21 protein-coding genes are annotated in these 18,397 nt (G+C 60.5%); 2 read left to right on the top strand and 19 right to left on the bottom strand.

What is annotated here, in order from left to right:
- The first annotated feature begins 131 nt into the window (after positions 1 to 131).
- On the top strand, positions 132 to 1,019 hold the full coding sequence (locus M2367_RS12270; RefSeq protein ID WP_259236838.1) for a lytic transglycosylase domain-containing protein: 888 nt from the start codon (positions 132 to 134) through the stop codon (positions 1,017 to 1,019).
- Here the strand turns inward: M2367_RS12270 and M2367_RS12265 are convergent.
- The 11 genes from M2367_RS12265 to lafA (M2367_RS12215) all read right to left on the bottom strand — a co-directional run bounded on the left by M2367_RS12265 (position 955) and on the right by lafA (M2367_RS12215) (position 9,754).
- A complete protein-coding gene (locus M2367_RS12265) occupies positions 955 to 1,410 on the bottom strand; it encodes a hypothetical protein (protein WP_224431918.1) in 456 nt (151 codons plus the stop codon). The genes M2367_RS12270 and M2367_RS12265 overlap by 65 nt on opposite strands.
- Positions 1,407 to 2,345, bottom strand: a complete 939-nt coding sequence (gene lafU, locus M2367_RS12260) for a lateral flagellar motor protein LafU (protein WP_042041825.1) — start codon at positions 2,343 to 2,345, stop codon at positions 1,407 to 1,409. Before lafU ends, M2367_RS12265 begins: the two co-directional genes overlap by 4 nt.
- Positions 2,346 to 3,203: a lateral flagellar motor stator protein LafT gene (gene lafT / locus M2367_RS12255; RefSeq protein ID WP_042041828.1), complete on the bottom strand. Its 858-nt coding sequence runs from the start codon at positions 3,201 to 3,203 to the stop codon at positions 2,346 to 2,348.
- A 53-nt stretch (positions 3,204 to 3,256) separates the two neighbouring features.
- On the bottom strand, positions 3,257 to 3,967 hold the full coding sequence (gene lafS / locus M2367_RS12250; protein WP_259236837.1) for a lateral flagellar system RNA polymerase sigma factor LafS: 711 nt from the start codon (positions 3,965 to 3,967) through the stop codon (positions 3,257 to 3,259).
- Positions 3,968 to 3,974: 7 nt separating this feature from the next.
- The gene (gene lafF / locus M2367_RS12245; RefSeq protein WP_042041832.1) at positions 3,975 to 4,433 is read right to left on the bottom strand and encodes a lateral flagellar basal body-associated protein LafF; all 459 of its coding nucleotides are present in this window, start codon (positions 4,431 to 4,433) and stop codon (positions 3,975 to 3,977) included.
- A 31-nt stretch (positions 4,434 to 4,464) separates the two neighbouring features.
- On the bottom strand, positions 4,465 to 5,565 hold the full coding sequence (locus tag M2367_RS20405) for a flagellar hook-length control protein FliK (protein WP_310504069.1): 1,101 nt from the start codon (positions 5,563 to 5,565) through the stop codon (positions 4,465 to 4,467).
- Entirely contained in the window at positions 5,556 to 5,894 is a 339-nt protein-coding gene (locus M2367_RS12235) for a LafX (RefSeq protein ID WP_259236836.1), read from the bottom strand. The genes M2367_RS20405 and M2367_RS12235 overlap by 10 nt, the downstream gene beginning before the upstream one ends.
- 125 nt (positions 5,895 to 6,019) lie before the next feature.
- Entirely contained in the window at positions 6,020 to 6,412 is a 393-nt protein-coding gene (gene lafC / locus M2367_RS12230; RefSeq protein ID WP_259236835.1) for a lateral flagellar export chaperone LafC, read from the bottom strand.
- A gap of 39 nt (positions 6,413 to 6,451) precedes the next feature.
- On the bottom strand, positions 6,452 to 7,735 hold the full coding sequence (gene lafB / locus M2367_RS12225; protein ID WP_259236834.1) for a lateral flagellar capping protein LafB: 1,284 nt from the start codon (positions 7,733 to 7,735) through the stop codon (positions 6,452 to 6,454).
- Positions 7,736 to 7,854: 119 nt separating this feature from the next.
- A complete protein-coding gene (gene lafA / locus M2367_RS12220; protein WP_259236833.1) occupies positions 7,855 to 8,721 on the bottom strand; it encodes a lateral flagellin LafA in 867 nt (288 codons plus the stop codon).
- Positions 8,722 to 8,893: 172 nt separating this feature from the next.
- Positions 8,894 to 9,754, bottom strand: coding sequence for a lateral flagellin LafA (gene lafA, locus M2367_RS12215; RefSeq protein WP_259236832.1), 861 nt, complete (start codon positions 9,752 to 9,754; stop codon positions 8,894 to 8,896).
- Positions 9,755 to 9,990: 236 nt separating this feature from the next.
- Between lafA (M2367_RS12215) and fliB the strand changes: the two genes are divergently transcribed.
- Complete coding sequence (gene fliB, locus M2367_RS12210; RefSeq protein ID WP_259236831.1) at positions 9,991 to 11,163, top strand: flagellin lysine-N-methylase; 1,173 nt, start codon at positions 9,991 to 9,993, stop codon at positions 11,161 to 11,163.
- Positions 11,164 to 11,240: 77 nt separating this feature from the next.
- On the opposite strand, the gene M2367_RS12205 is transcribed toward fliB, so the two are convergent.
- From M2367_RS12205 to lfgF, 8 genes are all read right to left on the bottom strand, one after another.
- Positions 11,241 to 12,245 (bottom strand): hypothetical protein, encoded by a 1,005-nt coding sequence (locus tag M2367_RS12205; RefSeq protein WP_259236830.1) that lies wholly within the window; start codon positions 12,243 to 12,245, stop codon positions 11,241 to 11,243.
- An 18-nt stretch (positions 12,246 to 12,263) separates the two neighbouring features.
- Positions 12,264 to 13,163 (bottom strand): lateral flagellar hook-associated protein LfgL, encoded by a 900-nt coding sequence (gene lfgL / locus M2367_RS12200; protein ID WP_224431910.1) that lies wholly within the window; start codon positions 13,161 to 13,163, stop codon positions 12,264 to 12,266.
- A 77-nt stretch (positions 13,164 to 13,240) separates the two neighbouring features.
- Complete coding sequence (gene lfgK, locus M2367_RS12195; RefSeq protein WP_042041847.1) at positions 13,241 to 14,560, bottom strand: lateral flagellar hook-associated protein LfgK; 1,320 nt, start codon at positions 14,558 to 14,560, stop codon at positions 13,241 to 13,243.
- 61 nt (positions 14,561 to 14,621) lie between these two features.
- A complete protein-coding gene (locus tag M2367_RS12190; protein WP_042041849.1) occupies positions 14,622 to 15,014 on the bottom strand; it encodes a rod-binding protein in 393 nt (130 codons plus the stop codon).
- 9 nt (positions 15,015 to 15,023) lie between these two features.
- A complete protein-coding gene (gene fgIL, locus M2367_RS12185) occupies positions 15,024 to 16,130 on the bottom strand; it encodes a lateral flagellar basal body P-ring FlgIL (RefSeq protein WP_259236829.1) in 1,107 nt (368 codons plus the stop codon).
- Positions 16,131 to 16,138: 8 nt separating this feature from the next.
- Positions 16,139 to 16,810, bottom strand: coding sequence for a flagellar basal body L-ring protein FlgH (gene flgH, locus M2367_RS12180; protein WP_042041852.1), 672 nt, complete (start codon positions 16,808 to 16,810; stop codon positions 16,139 to 16,141).
- Positions 16,810 to 17,595 carry a lateral flagellar basal-body rod protein LfgG gene (gene lfgG / locus M2367_RS12175; protein ID WP_042041854.1) on the bottom strand — a complete coding sequence of 262 codons (786 nt, stop codon included), beginning with the start codon at positions 17,593 to 17,595 and terminating at the stop codon, positions 16,810 to 16,812. Before lfgG ends, flgH begins: the two co-directional genes overlap by 1 nt.
- Positions 17,596 to 17,661: 66 nt before the next feature.
- Positions 17,662 to 18,396 carry a lateral flagellar basal-body rod protein LfgF gene (gene lfgF / locus M2367_RS12170; RefSeq protein WP_042041855.1) on the bottom strand — a complete coding sequence of 245 codons (735 nt, stop codon included), beginning with the start codon at positions 18,394 to 18,396 and terminating at the stop codon, positions 17,662 to 17,664.
- Position 18,397 lies beyond the last annotated feature (1 nt).

Raw genomic sequence — 18,397 nt, 5'->3', positions numbered from 1 at the left:
GCGGCGCCATGAGAGTCATAACAAAGTGGCTGTACTCGCTGACAATTTTGACATCATCCTGTTGTTATTCTTATCAAAACTATCATTGGCAGTCGGGTTTTCCCAGCCCCCTGACAGGGGTGGGCAATGAGTTGGTACAGGAACAGACTCAGTTCCTGCTCAAACAGCAGGATTATCTGCAGCGGCGCCTGAGTCAGGTGCAACCGATGATCCGCTGGGTCGCCCAGCAGGTCGAAGCCAGACAGCTCCCCCCCCTGCTCAGTTTCGTACCCCTCATCGAGAGCAGTTACCGGCTGGAGGTTGTCTCCCACGCGGGGGCAGCCGGTCCCTGGCAATTGATGCCCCAGACGGCGAGTCGCTTCGGGGTCCCCATTAACAGCAGCTTTGATGGCCGCTACTCCCTGCCGCTCGCCACCGAGGCAGCACTCACCTACCTCGCCTGGCTCTATCAACTGTTCGATCGGGACTGGCCATTGGCCCTAGCAGCCTACAACGCGGGGGAGGGTCGAGTCGCCAAGGCCATACTGGCCGCCAACAGCCGTAATCTGTGGGATCTGGCGCTGCCGGAGGAGACGCGTTTCTATGTCGCACGCCTGCTGGCCCTCTCTCGTCTGTTGCAGAACCCAGATCGCTACAGTTTCATGCTACCCCCCTGGCGCCAAGGGGCCGATCTGCAACTCGAATCAGAACCTCAGGGCTGTTCCCTGCTGGCCTGGGCGCTTGAGAAAGGTGTTTCCATGAATGATGCCAGTCGCTGGAATCCCGCCTGGCGCCTGCCCCAGGCTCAGGGGGTAAGCCGTTGTCCCATTGCCTACAGCACATCCGACGGGCACCCACCCAGTGGACATCAAGCGACCAGGGGGCCCTTTATCGCCAGTACCATTTCATTGGAGAGTCTGCATGATCCCTTGCTGCTCCAGGCAAGCAAGGGACTGGACCTGGGTCAAGGCGGGCTCAGGTTGGAGAAGGTGCCTGATCCGCTGGGTCTGGATCGACGCCCGGTTCCGCTACTGCCATGAAGCAGTGTCGCCAGTGGCTAAGCACAGGAGCCAGATCCACTTGTCCCGGATCCGTCCAGCTGGCTCCATAGAAACTCAAATACTGGCCTATGCCGCGCCTATGCATGATCTGGCACTCGAGCCGGATGTGGGGGGCAAGCGAGAGGCTGATGGTGTCAGGCAGCTCGAAACGGGACGGGGCCAGGAAGCCCACCCCGCCAGGTCCTATGTCCTTGATCACTGCCCGCCCGATCCGCTTGTCAAACAACAGACCGCTGATCAGCAGGCGAGCGGCGATGCCACAGCTTTGCGCCTCTAAGGGGGTGGTGCCGTCGTGCAGATACCAACGCGGTACCTTGCGCCTGGGATCCTGCTGCTGCAGCGTTAGCTCATGGGCTAGTTCATCCTTCATCTGGGCACACCTTCCTTGGCCTGGGCCGTCGCGGCCTGTATCTGTGAGCTGAACAACTGATCCAGGCTCTGCTCGGCCTCGGTCGTCATGATCAGCAATTCGATTCGCCGGTTACGGCTACCGGTCGGGTTATCGGCATCCTCCAGCATGGTATCGGACATCGCCACTACCTGGGCAATCCGCTGTGGCGGCATGCCGCCTGCCAGCAACACCCGTCTGGCCATCATGGCGCGATCGGAGGAGAGCTCCCAGTTGCTGTAGTTGTCTCCGGCAAAGGGGGTGTTATCCGTGTGGCCCGAGATCATCACCCGGTTCTCCACCCGCTGAAACACCGGGGCCAGCCCCATCAGCAGATGACGGAAGAAGGGGCTGATCCTGGCACTGCCCCGGCTGTACATCTCCCTGTCCTCGTTGTCCCGGATGAGGATCCGCAGCCCCTGCGGCACCAGCTGAAGCTCCAGGTTGTTCTTGGCCTGCAGTTGATCGGCCAGGGAGTCGATGACGCCAGCCAATTGCGCCATCTGTTGCTTGCCCTCGACCCGCCCCACAATCAGGTTGCTGTAGTGATCGACTCCCTTCTCATTGAGGATGCTCTGGCTGGGGTCTCTGTGTCTGGGCATCAACTGGCCGTCCGGCGTGTAAACGGGCACCAGCTCTTCCAGGGGTGAGGGCTGGCCGCCGAGGTCGACCGGGAAGGGGCTATTACGGATATCGAAGGGATTGGCCGCGTTGTCCAGAATACTGTAATCACGCAGATGGCTGGCGACCTGCTCACGCTCCTCCTGATTGGAGACGGCCAGGATCCAGAGCACCATGAACAGGGCCATCATGGCGAGGGTGAAGTCGGCGAAGGCCACCTTCCAGGCCCCTCCGCTCTTGGGCGCCGAGTTGCGTCGGTTCTGCCGCTTGATAATGATCTGTTCGTGGTTACGCATCTACATCGCCTTGTTGGTGACCCACTCTTCCAGCTCCATGAAGCTGGGTTTGACGTCGGGCTCTAATACCTTGCGTCCCGAGTCCACCGCAAGCAGAGGCTGTTTGCCACGCAACTGGGCCAGCAGTATGGATTTGACGCACATCAGCAGGGAGATGCGCCGTTTGACCAGATCTTCCATGGCGCTGCTCAGGGGCTCGAGCAGGCAGTAACACATGAATATCCCGATGAAGGTGCCGACCAGGGCCGCAGCCACGTGTACGCCAATGGCGGTGAGAGGGCCATCGAGCTGCTGCATGGTGATGATGATGCCCATGACCGCCGCCAGTATGCCGAAGCCCGGGCAGGCCTCCCCCGTCTTGTGCAGGGCATGGGCCGGTTTGAGCATCTCCTCCTCGATGGCCATGATCTCCTGCTCGAGCATGGTCTCCAGTTCATGGGGGCTGATCTTGCCCATGCCGAGCAGGCGCAGGTTGTCGATGATGAAGCCCAGCAACTGAGGATCCTCGGCGATCTGCGGGTACATCAGGAAGACCGAGCTCTGCTGCGGATTCTCGATGTGTTCATCGAGGGCCTTGAGGCCCTTGCTGCGGGTCTCTTCCAGCAGTTGATGCATCAAGGTCAGCAACTCGCGGTAGAGCTCCCGCTCAGCCTTGTTTGGCTTGGCCACCAGTTTGATCTGGCGCCACATCTCGTGGAGCACCTCTTTGGAGTTGCCGATGAACATGGAGCCGATGGCCGCGCCGAAGATAATGACCATCTCGGCGGGCTGCCACAGGGCGAGCAGGCGCCCACCGGCCATCATGAAACCGCCCAGCACACACACGAAGATGATGCCCAGGCCTAGCTGTTTTTGCATGAATGCTCCCGCACAACACAAGGAGCCTCGCCACGGGGTGTGGCGAGGCATGATTAGATGGAATCGACCAATTGCTTCTTGAGCTGAAGCACACACTGCTTATGCAGCTGACAAACCCGGGACTCGGTCAGACCGAGTACCAGGGCTATCTCCTTCATGTTCAGCTCATGTTGGTAGTAGAGGGAGAGCAGCAACTGCTCCCGCTTGTCCAGGGTGGCGAGCACCTTGCTGAGGGTCATGGCCAGGTCGGCATCATCGGATTCGGCGGTCGGCGCCCGGCCACCGTTTTCCAGCCACTCTTCCAGACTCTGCAAAGCCTCGGCCTGGCTGGCATAGGCAAGCTGGCGGACCTCCTCCACCGAGGTGGCGAGCGCATCGGCCAGCTCTTGCTCGGTCGGTGCGCGCCCTGCGCTGTTGTGCAGCTCGCGCTGGGCCTGGTTGTAAACATGGACCTGCTGACGCAGTTGGCGTGGTCGCCAGTCGAGACGACGCAGCTCGTCGAGCATGGCGCCACGGACGCGCTTGAAGGCATAACTCTCGAACTGCTGATCCGGCTCACCATCATAGCGACGCCAGGCCTCCAGCAAGCCCATCATGCCCACCTGCTCCATGTCATCCTGATCGAAACTGGCAGATACCTGGCTACGCAGGTGACTGGCCGCCCGTTTGACCAGGGGCAGATAGCGCATCAAGATGGCCTGCTCGCCGAAGATGGGCCTCTTGGCGGCGAAGACATCTGGCTGCTCCCACTCCGAATGACTCATCGCGGACCTATTGCACCAACACCTTGGTGATCAGCACTTCATCCAGATAGGTCTGATAACCATATCCCTGTAGCGTCGTGGTCAACTTGCCAAGCAGCGAGCTCTGCAGGACGCTGATGTTCTGCAGCTCCTGCCGCACGTTCTCCAGGGTCCGATGGCTGAAGTACTGCACCATGGCGTTGCGGATCAGGGGTTTGAGCTCTTCCAGCACGGTCAGTTGGGCCGGATTGTGGGTCACCAGTGCCAGTTCCAGTACCAGATAATGGGTCTGGGCCCCGCCCTCCAGGCTGATGACGAAACGCTCCATGGGTTTGAACAACGGCGTCGCACTGAGTTCAGGCTTGGCCTCGGTCAGACCGAGCCAGACCCCGATCTGCTCCCGCTTCAGATAAGCGCCATAAGCTAGCACCAGCAGTAAGCAGCAAGCCGCCACTATCACCATCAACCACTTGAAAAATCGCCGCATCGTATCTCGTTACCTTGTTGTTCGGTTGCTATCAGACCAGGGTGTTGAGCCAATCTCGGCCCCGGGTGTCGGTCGGTGAGGGTTCATCGGCCCAGTCGCGCCGCCCGGCCAGTACCTCGTCCTGAGTCCAGGCCTGACGCCGCTCCTGCTCGCCCCCCTGACCCACATTGACCTCAACCCCACCAGCATGATGGGGTGCCAGGCTCATGCGCAGCCGTTCCATTGACTGGATCAGGGCGTCACGCACCGCCGGATTAGCCACATTCAGCTGCACACTGAGCTTGTCGCCCTCCATCCGCACCGTGAGCTCAAGGCGCCCCAGCTCAGGGGGGTCCAGGCGAATATGAGCCTGCTTTATCTGATGGTTGACCTGCATCTCGACCTTGTCGCGGAGCAGATCGACCAGTTGCTGGCCCCATTGAGACTGGTTGTCTGCCAGCTTGGCCGGTGCCCATTGATACTCGGGACCGCGAGCCAGCTGCAGGGTGGTGAGGGTGGGCACCTGCATCCCTTTCGATTCGACCCCCTCCCCTTTGGGCAGATCCCCCCCCAACGCAGCGATCAGGGCGGGAGGCAAAACGGGTAAGGGACGGGCGGTAACGGCTTCACCGGCGCGGGTTGTCGCGGGAGTCTGATGCTCAGCCTGGCTGGCTTGACCGGCCAGATCGGCGAAGGCACCTTGACGCAGCTTGAGCCTCGCCTGCAGCGTCTCGAATGCGAGCGATGGTACATCCGGCAACAGCGGCCGATCCTCCCGAGTAGAGACAAGTGCCTGGGTTACCTGCGTCGGGCGCGACTCCGCGCTGAAAGTCAGTGTCTCCACCCCGGCACTGCGCCGGGAGAAGCCGCTGCTCGTGGATGCTGTGAAACCAGTCATGGGATCTTGCTGCAGGAAAACAGCGAGGGCGGCGGCCAGCGCCTCCTCATCATGGTGACCTTCCTCCGGCGGGGCCTCCTCATTACCTTGTTCTTGAGACAGCGTTGGCAAAGGAAGAGGCGGTACCTCAGCGTGGGGGCTGTCGAGCGGCAGGTAACCCTGTTCGGGCTCCACCGGCTGGCGACTACGAATAGTGCCCTGCTCTGGGGACGCGGCGGCCAGTGTCGCCTGCTCCAGATGGCGGATCACAGCCATGACTGCACCTCGTCATAGGCTTGCATCCCTTCGCGCCCCTGACTGAGTCGTTGCCACTCTTGCTGACGGGTCTCCAGCTCGGCCCGGCACTGGGCAAGCGCCTCGCCATGCCAGGCCTTGACCTGCTGACGGACAGGCTGCAGAGCCTGCCAAAGGGAGGGCGAGTTCGCCAGTGCGCAGCAAAACTGTGCCAACCGCTGATCGGTCAAGCGCACCGCATCCCACTGACCGGCCTGGGCCTGCTGTTGCAACTGACGACCCAGAGCCAGCAGCTGGCGCTGGCGAGTCTCATACTCGATGCCGGGTATCGATGGCTTTTTGACGGGCATGGCAAGGGCCTTAATGAGTGGTACCACATAGCCACTAGCAAGGAGTGGGCCATAAAATAAATAATAATTATCAATGGATTAGGATGTCGACATGGGAATGGCGGGAAGTGCTGCTTCCGCCTGCTTCACCCCTTGTGAGCCGCCATGGCTTCCCAGCCCTGTTTTAGCTCCTGCAGAATGCGTCGTACATCGGCGAAACCAGCCAAATCATTGCTGACGCTGATCTCGAACAGGCGCTGGCCGCAGTAGTCATAGAGACGGTGCAGGTTGGCCGCAAGCTCCCCCCCCTTCTCCATGTCGAGGGCGCTGTCGAGGCCACCGAGGATCTGCAGGCACTTGTTGATGGCCTGCCCCTTGCGCTCATACTGCCTGGCCTGGATATGGCCTTCGGCCCGGGCTATCTCATCGAGCAGGCCATCCATCAACATCAGCACCAGCTGATGGGGATCGGCGCTGGCGGCCTTGGCCTGAGTGGCGGCAAATTGATAGGCATCGTAGCCATCTTGGTGTTCAAACATGGAAGACTCACTTAGTCAGAATAAAGCGCGGGCATCGACTCACAAAGAACCCATGGTCTGCATCATCTGGTTCATGGTGGTGAATTGATTGAGGTAGCGCTTATACGTGGATTCCATGCGCCGATCCAGTGCCTCCATCCGCTCGTCCAGACGGCGCTGGTTGTTCTCAAGACCCGTCTTGCGTCCTTTGAGCATCCCATCCCGCTTGGTGTAAGGATCCATGGCGTTACTCATCCGCTTGAGCAGACCATCATCCCCCATCAATGCCTTGCCAAGCAGCTCGGGGTCCTTCTCCAGCGCCTTGTTGAAGTCAGTCTCGTTGAACGCCAGCTTGCCCGCCTTATCCGTCTTGATCCCCAAGCTATTCAGGGTCAGGCCATTGGGCAGATCCCGTACCTTGGCAGCCAGCAGGCTCTTGAGACCGCGCACCCCACTGTCCGAGGCAAGGGCTCCCGGCGCCTTGGGATCGCTGGCGGTCATCTTGGCCAACTCGCCCACCAGCTCGTTGTAGCTGTCGACAAACTGCTTGAGGGAGCCGGTCACGGCCTCGGTATCTTGACCAATGGTGACCTGCATCGGGGGATCCCCGGCCGCCTGCACCTTGGTCAGCTCCAAAGTGAGACCATCGACCACATTCTCTATCTTGTTGCTGGCAGAGGTGATGGTGAGCGGGCTATCCCCCCCCATCCGCAACTTGGCATCCTGCGCCTTGGTGATGTCGGTGCGAGCCGCCAGCGCAGTGGCGAAGGCACTGGCCGGATCGCCGCTGTAACTCAGATTGATGACGTTCTCCTCCCCCGTCTCCTTGCCGGTCAGTACCAGGTTGACCTTGCCATCGGTGCGCACCAGGGTCGCCTTGATCCCGGGGTTGTCCGTGGCATTGTTGATGTGGGAGACCAGATCCTTGACGGTCGCCCCCGCCGGCAGGGTGGCCAGGTCCACGTTCAGGGTCTTGCCCTTCACCGCCAGAGAGAGAGTGCCACTCGCCGGCAGGAGATCCGTGTCGCTGTCGAGCTGCACCCCCAGCTGATGAGCCTGAGCCAGCTGCTCGACGAAGAAACTGTATTGACCCGAGCTCGCCTTGCCGTTGCTGGTGACCGTCATGAAGCCCTCCTGGGACATGGTCGCCTTCTGGGCCTGCAAGGTGGAAGCCTTGTTCAAGTCCTTGAGCATGGTCTGGAAGGTGGAGAGCTTGGTGTTGAGCGCGCTCAACGCCGTCTGCTGCCCCTTGACGCTCGCCATCTGGCGATTGAGCAGGGCATCCATGTTCTGACGCTCGGCGGCAACCAGCTGAGAGGCCATGGAGGAGGGATCTATCTGCATCTTGTTACACCCTTGAGACTAGGTTCATCCGGCATGTCGATTGGAAAACACAGGCACCTGCTTTCCGATGGACAGGCGATAAAAACAGGCCGCCCGGACAGGGCAGCCCGTCAACACTATTAACGCAGCAGGGAAGTGACCATGCCGGTCATCTGGTTGGAGTTGGAGAGCACGGACATGCCAGCTTGCATCAGCATCTGGTTCTTGGTCATGTTGGTGGTCTCCTGGGCAAAGTCGGCATCCATGATGCGGCCGTTCGCCATGTCGGTGTTCTCTTTCATGTTGGAAAGGTTGTTGACCGTGTGCTCCAGACGGTTGATGTTGGCACCGAACTGGGAACGGGCGGTACCGATGGCGTCCAGGGCGTCTTCCATCTTGGTGATCTGCGCATTGAACGCAGTGGAAGCAAGGGCGGTGGCCGCCACGTCGGCGGTATCAAAATCTGTTCCCGCAGTATCAATGGCTGCATTCACAGCCTGAACATTAGTGCTTGCATCAACATCCAGTTTCTCGGTGGCAGAGCCACCAATCTGGAAGGTCACGGCGGCAGCGCCAAACTTGCCAGCATCGCTGATCAGGTCCTGGCCGCCAAACTTGGTGTTGTCGCTGATGTTCTTCAGTTCGGCGGAGAGCGCCTTCATCTCTGTCCCCATGGCCAGGCGATCTTCAGCACTCGAGGTACCGTTGGCGCCCTGGGTGGCCAGATCCTTCATGCGCTGGACGATATTGGTCATCTCGTCCATGGCCCCTTCGGCGGTCTGCATCATGGAGACGGCATCCTGGGCGTTGCGCATGCCGACCTTCTGACCGTTGGACTGGGCTTGCAGACGGGTAGCCATCTGCAGACCGGCGGCGTCATCGGCGGCGGAGTTGATGCGCAGACCGGTGCCCAGACGCTGCATGGCGGTGCCCAGCATCTTGTTGGTGGTATTGAGCTGGCTCTGAGTGGTCAGAGAGGCGAAGTTGGTGTGAATGGACAAACCCATGATGTACTCCTCGAAAAGCTGCGATGCAGCGGGTAACCCTGTAGGGAGGAGAAGCGACCGGGGGCGGCCAAGACTTGAATGGATTACTGAAAAAATACGGGAAAAGCGGAAACGGTCAGGAGGGGAGGAAGCGGAAAAAGGCACTCATCCCGGGGGATGAGTGCCACAGGTATCAACGCAGCAGGGAGGTGACCATGCCGGTCATCTGGTTGGAGTTGGAGAGCACGGACATGCCAGCTTGCATCAGCATCTGGTTCTTGGTCATGTTGGTGGTCTCCTGGGCGAAATCGGCATCCATGATGCGGCCGTTCGCCATGTCGGTGTTCTCTTTCATGTTGGAGAGGTTGTTGACCGTGTGCTCCAGACGGTTGATGTTGGCACCGAAGGAGGAACGGACAGAGCCGATTTGATCAAGCAGGTTAGTTGTGGCGGTAATCGCATCACTGGCTTTGGTTTGATCACCTATACCAGCGACAATATCAGCGTCCGCAATACCCTTAGTTGCTGTAGTGCCGGTCAGATCCTTCATGGCGGTTGCTACATCAACCTTCAGTGTTTCAGTGCTAGAGCCACCAATCTGGAAAGTCACACCAGTGGCAACCTCAAACGACCCACCCTTCAACAATTTCTGGCCACCAAAGCTGGTGTTACCAACAATATTACCCAACTCCTTGGTCAGTTCGCCGAACTCGGCGTTCAGGGCGGTGTAGTCTTCGGCGCTGGTAGTGCCGTTGGCACCCTGGGTGGCCAGGTCCTTCATGCGCTGGACGATATTGGTCATCTCGTCCATGGCGCCTTCGGCGGTCTGCATCATGGAGACGGCATCCTGGGCGTTGCGCATGCCCACTTTCTGGCCATTGGATTGGGCTTGCAGGCGGGTAGCCATCTGCAGACCGGCGGCATCATCGGCGGCGGAGTTGATGCGCAGACCGGTGCCCAGACGCTGCATGGCGGTGCCCAGCATCTTGTTGGTGGTATTGAGCTGGCTCTGAGTGGTCAGCGAGGCGAAGTTGGTGTGAATGGACAGACCCATGGTCGTTTCCTTGAGTGAGATGCTGCCGGGCAGCTGATTGGTTGACTCCCTTCAAGAGCGACCGCCCGGCGGTGAAAATGAAATGACGGCCGCACTTTTTTAAAATTTTCACCCGCCCAAGCCTGGGTGCATCGCTTGCCACTTCGGGCACCCTTCTTGCAGTACGTCGGCCACAGCGATCGATGCGGGCAGCCGCCCGTGCGATCATGAGGTTCAAGCCACGCAAGGAGATCAGAATGGCCCATACCCTGCTTACCCCCAGGTACTATCAGCAATTCCAGTGCATCGGCGATCGATGCGAAGACAACTGCTGTCATGGTTGGACCATTTCCATCGACAAGCAGACCTATCGCCACTACGTCAGCCACCCTGATCAACTCATCCAGAGCACCGCCAAACAGCATATCCAGAAGGTGAAAAAATCCGATGCTCATTGGGGCACTATCCGCATGGATAAGACGGGAGCCTGCCCCTTCCTCGACGGAACAGGATTGTGCAATGTCCACAAGCAGGCGGGCCCCGAAGCCCTCAGCCACACCTGCAAGAGCTACCCCAGGCAGCAAACCCAGTTGGGTGATCAGCACAGGCGCAGTCTGATGCTCTCCTGCCCCGAAGTCAGCCGCCGGGTGTTGCTCGACCCCCAGGCCATGGCGATGGAGGCAACCCCCTTCATCGGCAAGGGCAAGCCCAAGGCCATCGCTCCTGCCCAGGCCTCCTTGCACATGTTGAGCATCGACGTGCTGCTGGCCGATGCCATGACGGTGGAAGAGCGGCTCTGGTTGATTGGCATGCTGGTACACAGAGATGAGAGCAAGGTATCCAACCAGGCCTTCCTCGAGCAGATGGTGCCTATGATAGAGCAGGGCCAACTCGCCACGGCCTTCGCCCAGCTCCCCTTCATTGGCAAGATCCAGTGGTGGGCGCTGCGCACCCTCACCCATCTGCTGATGCTCAACAACCAGCACCAGCAGCGCCGTGGGCGCGTGACCATGAGCCGCTGTCTGGAGACCATCAATCGGGTGCTGGAGGGCGAGTATGATGAACACAAACTCGCCAGCCTGCATCAGTGCTGGCATGAACGGGTTGCCCCCTTCCTGGCCGAACGACCCCATATTCAGCAGAACCATCTGCTCTATTACGTCTATCACAACCAGTTCCCGGCCCAGGGACAGAGTCCGCAGCTGGCCTATCGCCTGCTGATCGCGGACTACTTCCTGCTGCGCAGCTACCTGTGCCTGCTGGCCATGGGGGATGCGCCCCTGACCGAGGGGGATGTCACGGACCTCTTCTACAGCTATCACACGGTTCGCCAGCACAACGCGACCTTCCTGAGCACCCTGGAGAAGGGGTTGGAAGATTCCGGGCTCGCCAGCGACCTGACCCTCTACGCCTTGCTCAAGACGGGATAATCCGGGAGCGGGGATGCCAGAAACGACAACACCCCGGGTCACGGGGTGTTGTCTGTGTCACCAAATGCACGACGCGATCAGGCCAGCAGCGCCACCACATTCTGGCGGGAGACATTGGCCTGGGCCAACAGGCCCGCCATGGTACCGGCAAAACCGCCATCCTTGAGCTGGCTGCTCAACTTGCTTTGCAGCTGTTCCAGCTCATCGAGCTTGAGACTCTGGCTGCGGGATTTCACCTTGTCCAGCTGCTGGACCATCTTCTGGCGGAACTGTTTGAGTTCGCGAACCGACTGCTCTATCTCGCCGAGCAGCTTGTGCAATCTGCGCTGCTCCTGCTTGATCTCACCGCGCCCCAGCCCCTCACCCAGCAGGCTCAATTGACCAGGGTGCTGCTTGAACTTGACCGGCACCGGGTTACCGGCCGGGATCCGGATCCCTTCACCACTGATGAGGACAGGTTCATCCAGTTTGCGTCTCTGCGCCTCAGGCAGACTCAGCTCCAGCTTGCCCTGCTCACTCATCCTGGCCTGGATCTGCTCCTTGTTCAGGGCCTGATCCAGCCGCTTGATCACCTCTTGTCCCTGGGCTCCCGCCGGAATCAACACTTCCACCGCGCTGTTGCTGACGGGAAAGGCCAGTACCAGTCGCTCGGCCGTCGGTTTGGCCGTCAGCAGCTCCAGATGATCGACCCCATAATGAACCCGGCTGCCCGCACCATTCAGCAACCTCGGCTTGAGGGCATCCGTCAAGGGGGCATCCTGACTGGTCAGTTTCTCTTCGAGGGCGCGCAGACGCTGGACTATCTCCCCCCCGGCACTCGTGGTCTGCGAGAGCTGCCGCTCCAGGCGCTTGAGCTCGCCCCACACCTGACCGAGGGCCTGCTCGCCACCCTGAGCATGGGCGATACGTTGCTGGGCCGTGCCAATCAGCGCCCAACGTTCCAGCCTCGCCACATTGGGGTGACGATCCATGGCGACCGGCTGGCGACTCTTGTTCTTCCCCTGAACAGATGCCTGACCGCGCAACTTGAGCTGGGCGGAGGCTTCGGCCACACCGCCCGGTCTGGTCTGCTGGATCTGCATCTTGGGTCCTTATCCGGGTCAGGGAATGTAGTTGAACAGGCTCAGGCCATTGACCTTGGCAAACGCCTGCTGCTGGACCTGAAGAGCCATCAGCACATGGGCTTGCTTGGTCACCGCCTCGGCATAATCGAGGGACTCTATCTGATTGCTCACTTCCTTGCTATAGATGGTCTTCTCGGCATGGCTCTCGTCGATCTGGTCGAGCAGATTGATGCGGGCGCCTATGCCGCTCACCATCTGGCTGATCTCATCTTGCAACAGCTGACTGCGATCCAGCATGGCACCCGCCTCTGCATTGGTATCACCGGTCGAGCTCTCCAGCAGCGTCACCAGATCGTCCAGCTGTTTGAAGAAGTCCCCGCCCTGAATGAAGAGGCTATCGGCGGTGTGATTGAGGCCGACCGTCACCCCCTTGGCCACCACCACCTCCCGCACCAGGGCATCCCCCTGATAGAGGTAGTTGCCACCCGCATCCTTGACGATGGCGGTCTTGTCGACCTGACTGCCCGCAAACAGGCTGGAGCCACTCTCGTTGCGGCCATTGGCCAGATCGAGCAGACCCTCCTTGAGCACCGCCAGCTCGCTGGCAACCGCAGCCCTGTCATCGGGGGACATGCTGCCGGTGGCCGCCATCTGGGTCAGGTCTCGCAATCGCATCAGCATGTTGGTCATGGTGTCGAGCTGCTGCTCCCCTTGGGATAGCTGGCTCTTGGCATTGAAAATGTTCTTCTGGTACTGGGCCATGGCCGTCTGCTCTTTGTGCAGCCCCTGCAGGCGCACGCTGCCGATGGCGTCATCCGATGGCTGCAGGATCCGCTTGTTGCTCGCGATCTGACGATCGAGCCGCGCATAGTCACCGAAGCCCTGTTGCAGGTTGCCGAGCATGCTGAGCTGGATCTGGTTGGTACTGACACGCATGGAGAGTTCCTCAGAACATGTTCAGGAAAAAGGTGAAGAGCGGGTGCTGGTCGGCGCTGACAATCATGGACTTAACCTCAGAACATGTTCAGGAGAGAGGTGAAGAGTTGATCCGAGGTGCTGATCACCTTGGCATTGGCCTGATACGCCTTGGTGTAGGCCATCACCTTGACCCCTTCCTCATCGGTATTGACGCCGCTGACACTGCTCAGCTTGAGGGAGAGTTGCTGCTCCAGGTTGGCGTTGGCATCCAGTTGGGCCTTGGCCTGGCCACTCTGCACCGCCATCTGGCCAAGCAAACTGCCGTAGGCGTCATACTGGCCATCCTTGATGGTGATCAGCGCCTGCAGATTACGGTTGTCGCCCGGGCCCCCTCCGACCTGGGCAAAGGCGAGATCGTCCCCTTTAAAACCCGACGCCAGCTTGAGCGTGCCGGCAGGATCCAGCGGGTCATAGACGAACAGCGGCTTGCCGGTGCCGCCATTGAGGTCTATGCCGTTCATCTGTTTGGCATTGAATTCATCGGCCAGCTTGCTGGCTATCTGGCCCAGCTCATCCCGGGTCGGACGCAGTACCTCGGCACGGTAAGCGAGCATGCCGGCCAGGGTGCCGCCACTGAGCTTGGGCACCTCGAACGTCTGGGGGCCAAAGCTCAGGGAGAGCTGGTCACCCTTGATGGTGAGGCTGCTGCTGCTCGCGCCCAGCACCAGGGGTTGTCCCTGAGGCAGGCTGAGTGCCACGGATCCATCGCTCTGGCGGTTGACCCTGACCTCCATCAGGGTGGAAAGCTCGCGGATCACCTGATCCCGGCTATCTTCCAGCACCGAGGTATTCACCCCTTTCGAGGATTGATCGCCGATCTGCTTGTTGAGTTCGGCCACCTGCCCCAGGTAACTGTTGACCTGACTGACGCTGCCGTTGAGCTGATCGTCGATCTGCTTCTCCTGAGTCAGCAGGCTCTCGCTTAGTTGATTGAAACGGTTGGCAAGCGCACCGGCCGAGCTGACAATCTGACTGCGCTGGGCCGGGGTTTCCGGACTGTCCAGGGCCGCACTGAGTGAGGCAAAGAAACTGTCGAGTCCCTTGGCAATATTCATCGATTCGCTGCCAAGCAGTTGCTCGGTGGTATTGATGTATTGATGAAAGGAGTAGGCAGATCCCAGGGAGGAGCCGGCACGCCAGTGCTGGGCCACCAGATAGTCGTCGGTGATGCGGCGCACTCCGACGACTTCAACCCCCATGCCGTTATCCAGCCGACCAAAACCAGACAGGCTGCCCATCATGGCCTCCTGGCGCGAATAGCCGGTGGTATTGGCGTTGGCAATGTTCTGGGCGCTGACATTCAACGCTATCTGGGCGGCGTTGAGACCACTGAAGCCGATATTGAGCAGTGACATCCGTCAGCGTTCCTTCTGTTGGCAGGTTGGCGATAGGGATCGAAGCGGGTATGCCTTGGCATCACCCCGGTTTCTTCATCCGGGTCAGGGGTTGCTGGAAAGCCACCAGGCCCTGTTCCTGTGAAGCGACCATGGGCTCGGGATTCTTTAATGCGGGATCCAGTTGCCTGACCATCTGCTCCTTGAGCCCCAAACCACCGCGCTGCACCAGGCTCATGGCGAGCTGACTGTCATACATGTCGCGATAGAGCCCCTCGCCCTTGATCAGCTTGTCATCCTCGTCTTGCAAGGCATCGGTCGCGGCTCGCATGTGCTTGAGCACCGTCTGCAAAAAGCCAACCTCGAACTGGCCGGCGGCCGCCTCCAGGGCGGCCCGCTGATCCGGGTTGCTCTTTATCTGCTGCAACTCATTGAGATCCTGATAAAAACCAGGTTCTGATGTGATTCTAGTCATGATAGGTCCTCAGATGACCACCAGCTCCCCTTCGAGGGCTCCCGCCTCATCGAGGGCTTGCAGTATGGCCATGACATCATCCGGGGTGGCTCCCAGGGAGTTGACCGCCTTGACGATCACCTCGAGGGAGGTGCCTTCCGGCCAGACAAACATATTGTTGCGCTCCCGATCAACCTGGACCTGGGAGTTCGGTGTGGTGGTGGTCTGCCCATTGGAGAAGGCGTTGGGCTGACTCACCGTCTGGCTCTCGCCTATGGTGACAGTGAGACTACCATGGCTGACCGCCGCCTTGCGCACCTTGACCCCCTGCCCCATCACCACGGTGCCGGTCCGGCTGTTGAATACCACCCTGGGCCGCGCCTTGCCAAGATCGATCTGGATGTCCTCGAGCAAGGCCATGAAGGAGATACGCTGGCTCTCATCCTTGGGGGCCGCCAACTGGATGCGGCCCGCGCTCACCGCCCTGGCCACCGGCCCCAACTGGGCATTGATGGCGCGCTCCACGTTGCGAGCGGTGCGGAAGTTGGGTTGATGCAGGTTGAGGGTCACTTCAGGCTTGTCGGCGAAGCTGTTGACCGCCTCCCGCTCTATGATGGCGCCATTGGGGATGATACCTGCGGTCGGGACATTGATGGTGACCGAGGAGCCGGACTGGCCTTCGGCCTTCACCCCGGCGACCACCAGATTGCCCTGGGCGACCGCATAGACTTCACCGTCAATACCCCGCAGTGGCGTCAACAGCAAGGAGCCGCCACGCAGGCTCTTGGCATCGCCGATGGAGGTGACTGTCACGTCCACCAGCTGGCCCTTGCCCGCCAGGGCAGGCAGGGTCGCCTGCACCGACACCGCGGCCACGTTCTTGAGCTTGGGATCGATATCGTCAGGCAGCTGCACACCGAACTGCTTGAGCATGTTGGCCATCGACTGACCGGTGAATTTGACCTGGCTGCGATCCCCGGTGCCGGACAGACCGACCACCAGGCCATAGCCCACCAACTGGTTGGGGCGCAGTCCCTGCACGTCCGCAATGTCGAGCAGAGCACGTTTGCTGGCCGGTGCCGCCGTCGCAAGCAGGGGCAGAACCAGGCAGAGCAGGGCAGGAAGCCACTTTTTCATAAGAGTCCTCAAAATGGCGCAAAGGCTGAGCTGAAGAAGCGGCTCAACCACCCCATCTGGTTGCTGTCTGCCAGGGCACCTCGCCCGGCATAGGTGATGCGGGCGTCGGCTATGCGCTGGGAAGAGATGCGATTGCGCTGATCGATGTCTTCGACCCGCACCATGCCGCCGAGCCGCACATACTCGTCCCCCTGGTTGAGACGGATCCACTTCTCGCCGCGGATCCCTATCACCCCATTGGGCATCACCTCTGCCACTGTGACCGTGATGGCACCGGACAGGGTGTTTTGCTGGCTGGACGTCGCGCCGCCGTCAAAATCCCGGTCAGCGCTCAGGGTCGCCCCCCAGTCGGTGCGCACCTCACCGCCGATGGACGGGGCCGGTACATTGAGACTGCTGCTCTTGCTGGTACTGGTATTGGCCTTCTTGCTGGATTGGGTTCGCTCCTCCAGCATGACGGTCAAGATGTCGCCGACCCGATAGGCGCGCCTGTCCTGAAACAGGGTGAACATATAGTTGTCGCGATAGAGGCTGCCATCCTCGCCACTGGCCGCCACGGGCAGATTGGGACGCGAGGGGGCCCACTGCTCTTCACCCGGCTCGGGGGCGCGCAGCTCATAGGTGGCGCAGCCACCGAGCAGCAACACCAGCCAGAGGCTCTGCCTGAACACGCTCATCATCACAGGGCCTGGGTCACGAACTTCAGCATCTGATCCGCCGCCGAGACCACCTTGGCATTCATCTCATAGGCGCGCTGGGTGGTGATCATGTCGACCATCTCTTCCACCACATTGACGTTGGAACTCTCCAGGGTGTACTGCTTGATGGCCCCCATGGCATCCTCGCCAGGTACCCCTTCGATCGCCTCACCGGAGGCTCCGGTGGCCCGATACAGGTTGCCACCCAGCGCCTCCAGACCGGCCGGATTGGCGAAGTTGGTCAGGGTGATCCGGCCGAGCTCCACGTTCTCCTGCTGACCCGGCAGAGTGGCACTGACGGTGCCATCTGTGCCGATGGAGACCTTGGTGGCATTGTCCGGGATCTGGATCTGCGGCAGCATGGGCAGGCCATCGGCATTGACCAGCAGCCCCTCGGCGCTGCGATGCCACTGGCCATTGCGGCTATAGGCGGTTTCACCATCCGGGCGCTCGACCCCGAAGAAACCCGCCCCGACCACCGCCATGTCCAGCTCCTGGTTGGTATTCTGGAACTGACCCGAGGTGAATACCTTCTGGGTCCCGACCACCCGAACCCCGTTCCCCATCTGGATGCCGATCGGCGCCAGATTCTGTTGATCCTGCTGGGCACCCGGTTGGCGCTGGACCTGATAGAAGAGGTCTTCGAAAGCAACCCTATCTCGCTTGAAGCCGACCGTGTTGACGTTGGCCAGGTTGTTGGAAATGCTGGCCATCTTGGCATCTTGTGCCGACAGGCCGGTCTTGCTGACCCATAATGCTGCGTGCATCGACTCTCTCCACTGCGTTCATGAGGACCCGGCCAGGGGCCGGATCCGAAATATTGCCCCTGAGGGTTAACCCTGGCCCGAGATGAGGCGGGCGCCCTGGCGGGCCTGATCGTCTGCCGTCTTCATCAACTTGACCTGCAATTCGAAGTTGCGGGTCAGTGCCATGCTGCCGATCAGCTCGTCGACCGCGTTGACGTTGCCCCCTTCCAGGAAGCCGGAGGCCATCACCACCTCTTCACTCGGCTCGGCATCGCCGCCCTGGCGCAGGCGAAACAAGCCATCCAGTCCCTTGACCAGCTCGCTGGCCGCCGGATTGACCAGCTTGAGCCGTCCCACATCGAGGCGGGCGCCCCCACCGGGAGGCGTGATGCTCAGGGAGCCATCATTGCCGAAACTGAGATCCCGATAGGCCGGCACCACCAGTTCACCGCCATCCCCCAGCACGGGGCGGCCATTGAGGCTGAGCAGGCCATCGGCATCGACTTCCAGATTGCCGGCCCGGGTATAGGCCTCTGCACCATCTGCCGTTTGCACCGTCAGAAAACCCTCACCACGCACCGCCACGTCCAGCTTGCGATCCGTCTGCATCAGGGCACCGGCTCGAAAGTCGGTGCCGGCTACCTCTTCCCGCGCCATGACGCGGCTCTGGTAACCATCCCCGCTCAGGGCGTAAGCGGAGACCCGCTCGAAATCGGCTCGAAAACCCGCCGTGTTGAGGTTCGCCAGGTTGTTGGCCCGGATCTGCTGGGCGACCAGGGAGTGCTGGGCGCCGGACATGGCGGTGTAGATTAGCTTTTCCACG

Source organism: Aeromonas sp. BIGb0445 (assembly GCF_024809075.1).
Taxonomy (GTDB): Bacteria; Pseudomonadota; Gammaproteobacteria; order Enterobacterales; family Aeromonadaceae; genus Aeromonas; species Aeromonas rivuli.
The sequence above is the reverse complement of the archived record's forward strand: the minus strand, read 5'-3'. Positions and strand labels throughout refer to the sequence as shown.

What these genes read in the sequence shown, in the direction of transcription:
- fliB (WP_259236831.1), top strand. Translation starts at nt 9,991, where the DNA reads ATGGCCCATACCCTGCTTACCCCCAGGTACTATCAGCAATTCCAGTGC.
- lfgK (WP_042041847.1), bottom strand. Translation starts at nt 14,560, where the DNA reads ATGTCACTGCTCAATATCGGCTTCAGTGGTCTCAACGCCGCCCAGATA.
- lafS (WP_259236837.1), bottom strand. Translation starts at nt 3,967, where the DNA reads ATGAGTCATTCGGAGTGGGAGCAGCCAGATGTCTTCGCCGCCAAGAGG.
- lafU (WP_042041825.1), bottom strand. Translation starts at nt 2,345, where the DNA reads ATGCGTAACCACGAACAGATCATTATCAAGCGGCAGAACCGACGCAAC.
- lafT (WP_042041828.1), bottom strand. Translation starts at nt 3,203, where the DNA reads ATGCAAAAACAGCTAGGCCTGGGCATCATCTTCGTGTGTGTGCTGGGC.
- M2367_RS20405 (WP_310504069.1), bottom strand. Translation starts at nt 5,565, where the DNA reads ATGGCTGTGATCCGCCATCTGGAGCAGGCGACACTGGCCGCCGCGTCC.
- flgH (WP_042041852.1), bottom strand. Translation starts at nt 16,810, where the DNA reads ATGATGAGCGTGTTCAGGCAGAGCCTCTGGCTGGTGTTGCTGCTCGGT.
- lafC (WP_259236835.1), bottom strand. Translation starts at nt 6,412, where the DNA reads ATGTTTGAACACCAAGATGGCTACGATGCCTATCAATTTGCCGCCACT.
- lafB (WP_259236834.1), bottom strand. Translation starts at nt 7,735, where the DNA reads ATGCAGATAGATCCCTCCTCCATGGCCTCTCAGCTGGTTGCCGCCGAG.
- M2367_RS12190 (WP_042041849.1), bottom strand. Translation starts at nt 15,014, where the DNA reads ATGACTAGAATCACATCAGAACCTGGTTTTTATCAGGATCTCAATGAG.
- fgIL (WP_259236829.1), bottom strand. Translation starts at nt 16,130, where the DNA reads ATGAAAAAGTGGCTTCCTGCCCTGCTCTGCCTGGTTCTGCCCCTGCTT.
- lfgG (WP_042041854.1), bottom strand. Translation starts at nt 17,595, where the DNA reads ATGCACGCAGCATTATGGGTCAGCAAGACCGGCCTGTCGGCACAAGAT.
- lafA (WP_259236832.1), bottom strand. Translation starts at nt 9,754, where the DNA reads ATGGGTCTGTCCATTCACACCAACTTCGCCTCGCTGACCACTCAGAGC.
- lafF (WP_042041832.1), bottom strand. Translation starts at nt 4,433, where the DNA reads ATGCGGCGATTTTTCAAGTGGTTGATGGTGATAGTGGCGGCTTGCTGC.
- M2367_RS12235 (WP_259236836.1), bottom strand. Translation starts at nt 5,894, where the DNA reads ATGCCCGTCAAAAAGCCATCGATACCCGGCATCGAGTATGAGACTCGC.
- M2367_RS12205 (WP_259236830.1), bottom strand. Translation starts at nt 12,245, where the DNA reads ATGCAGATCCAGCAGACCAGACCGGGCGGTGTGGCCGAAGCCTCCGCC.
- M2367_RS12265 (WP_224431918.1), bottom strand. Translation starts at nt 1,410, where the DNA reads ATGAAGGATGAACTAGCCCATGAGCTAACGCTGCAGCAGCAGGATCCC.
- lfgL (WP_224431910.1), bottom strand. Translation starts at nt 13,163, where the DNA reads ATGCGTGTCAGTACCAACCAGATCCAGCTCAGCATGCTCGGCAACCTG.
- lafA (WP_259236833.1), bottom strand. Translation starts at nt 8,721, where the DNA reads ATGGGTTTGTCCATTCACACCAACTTCGCCTCTCTGACCACTCAGAGC.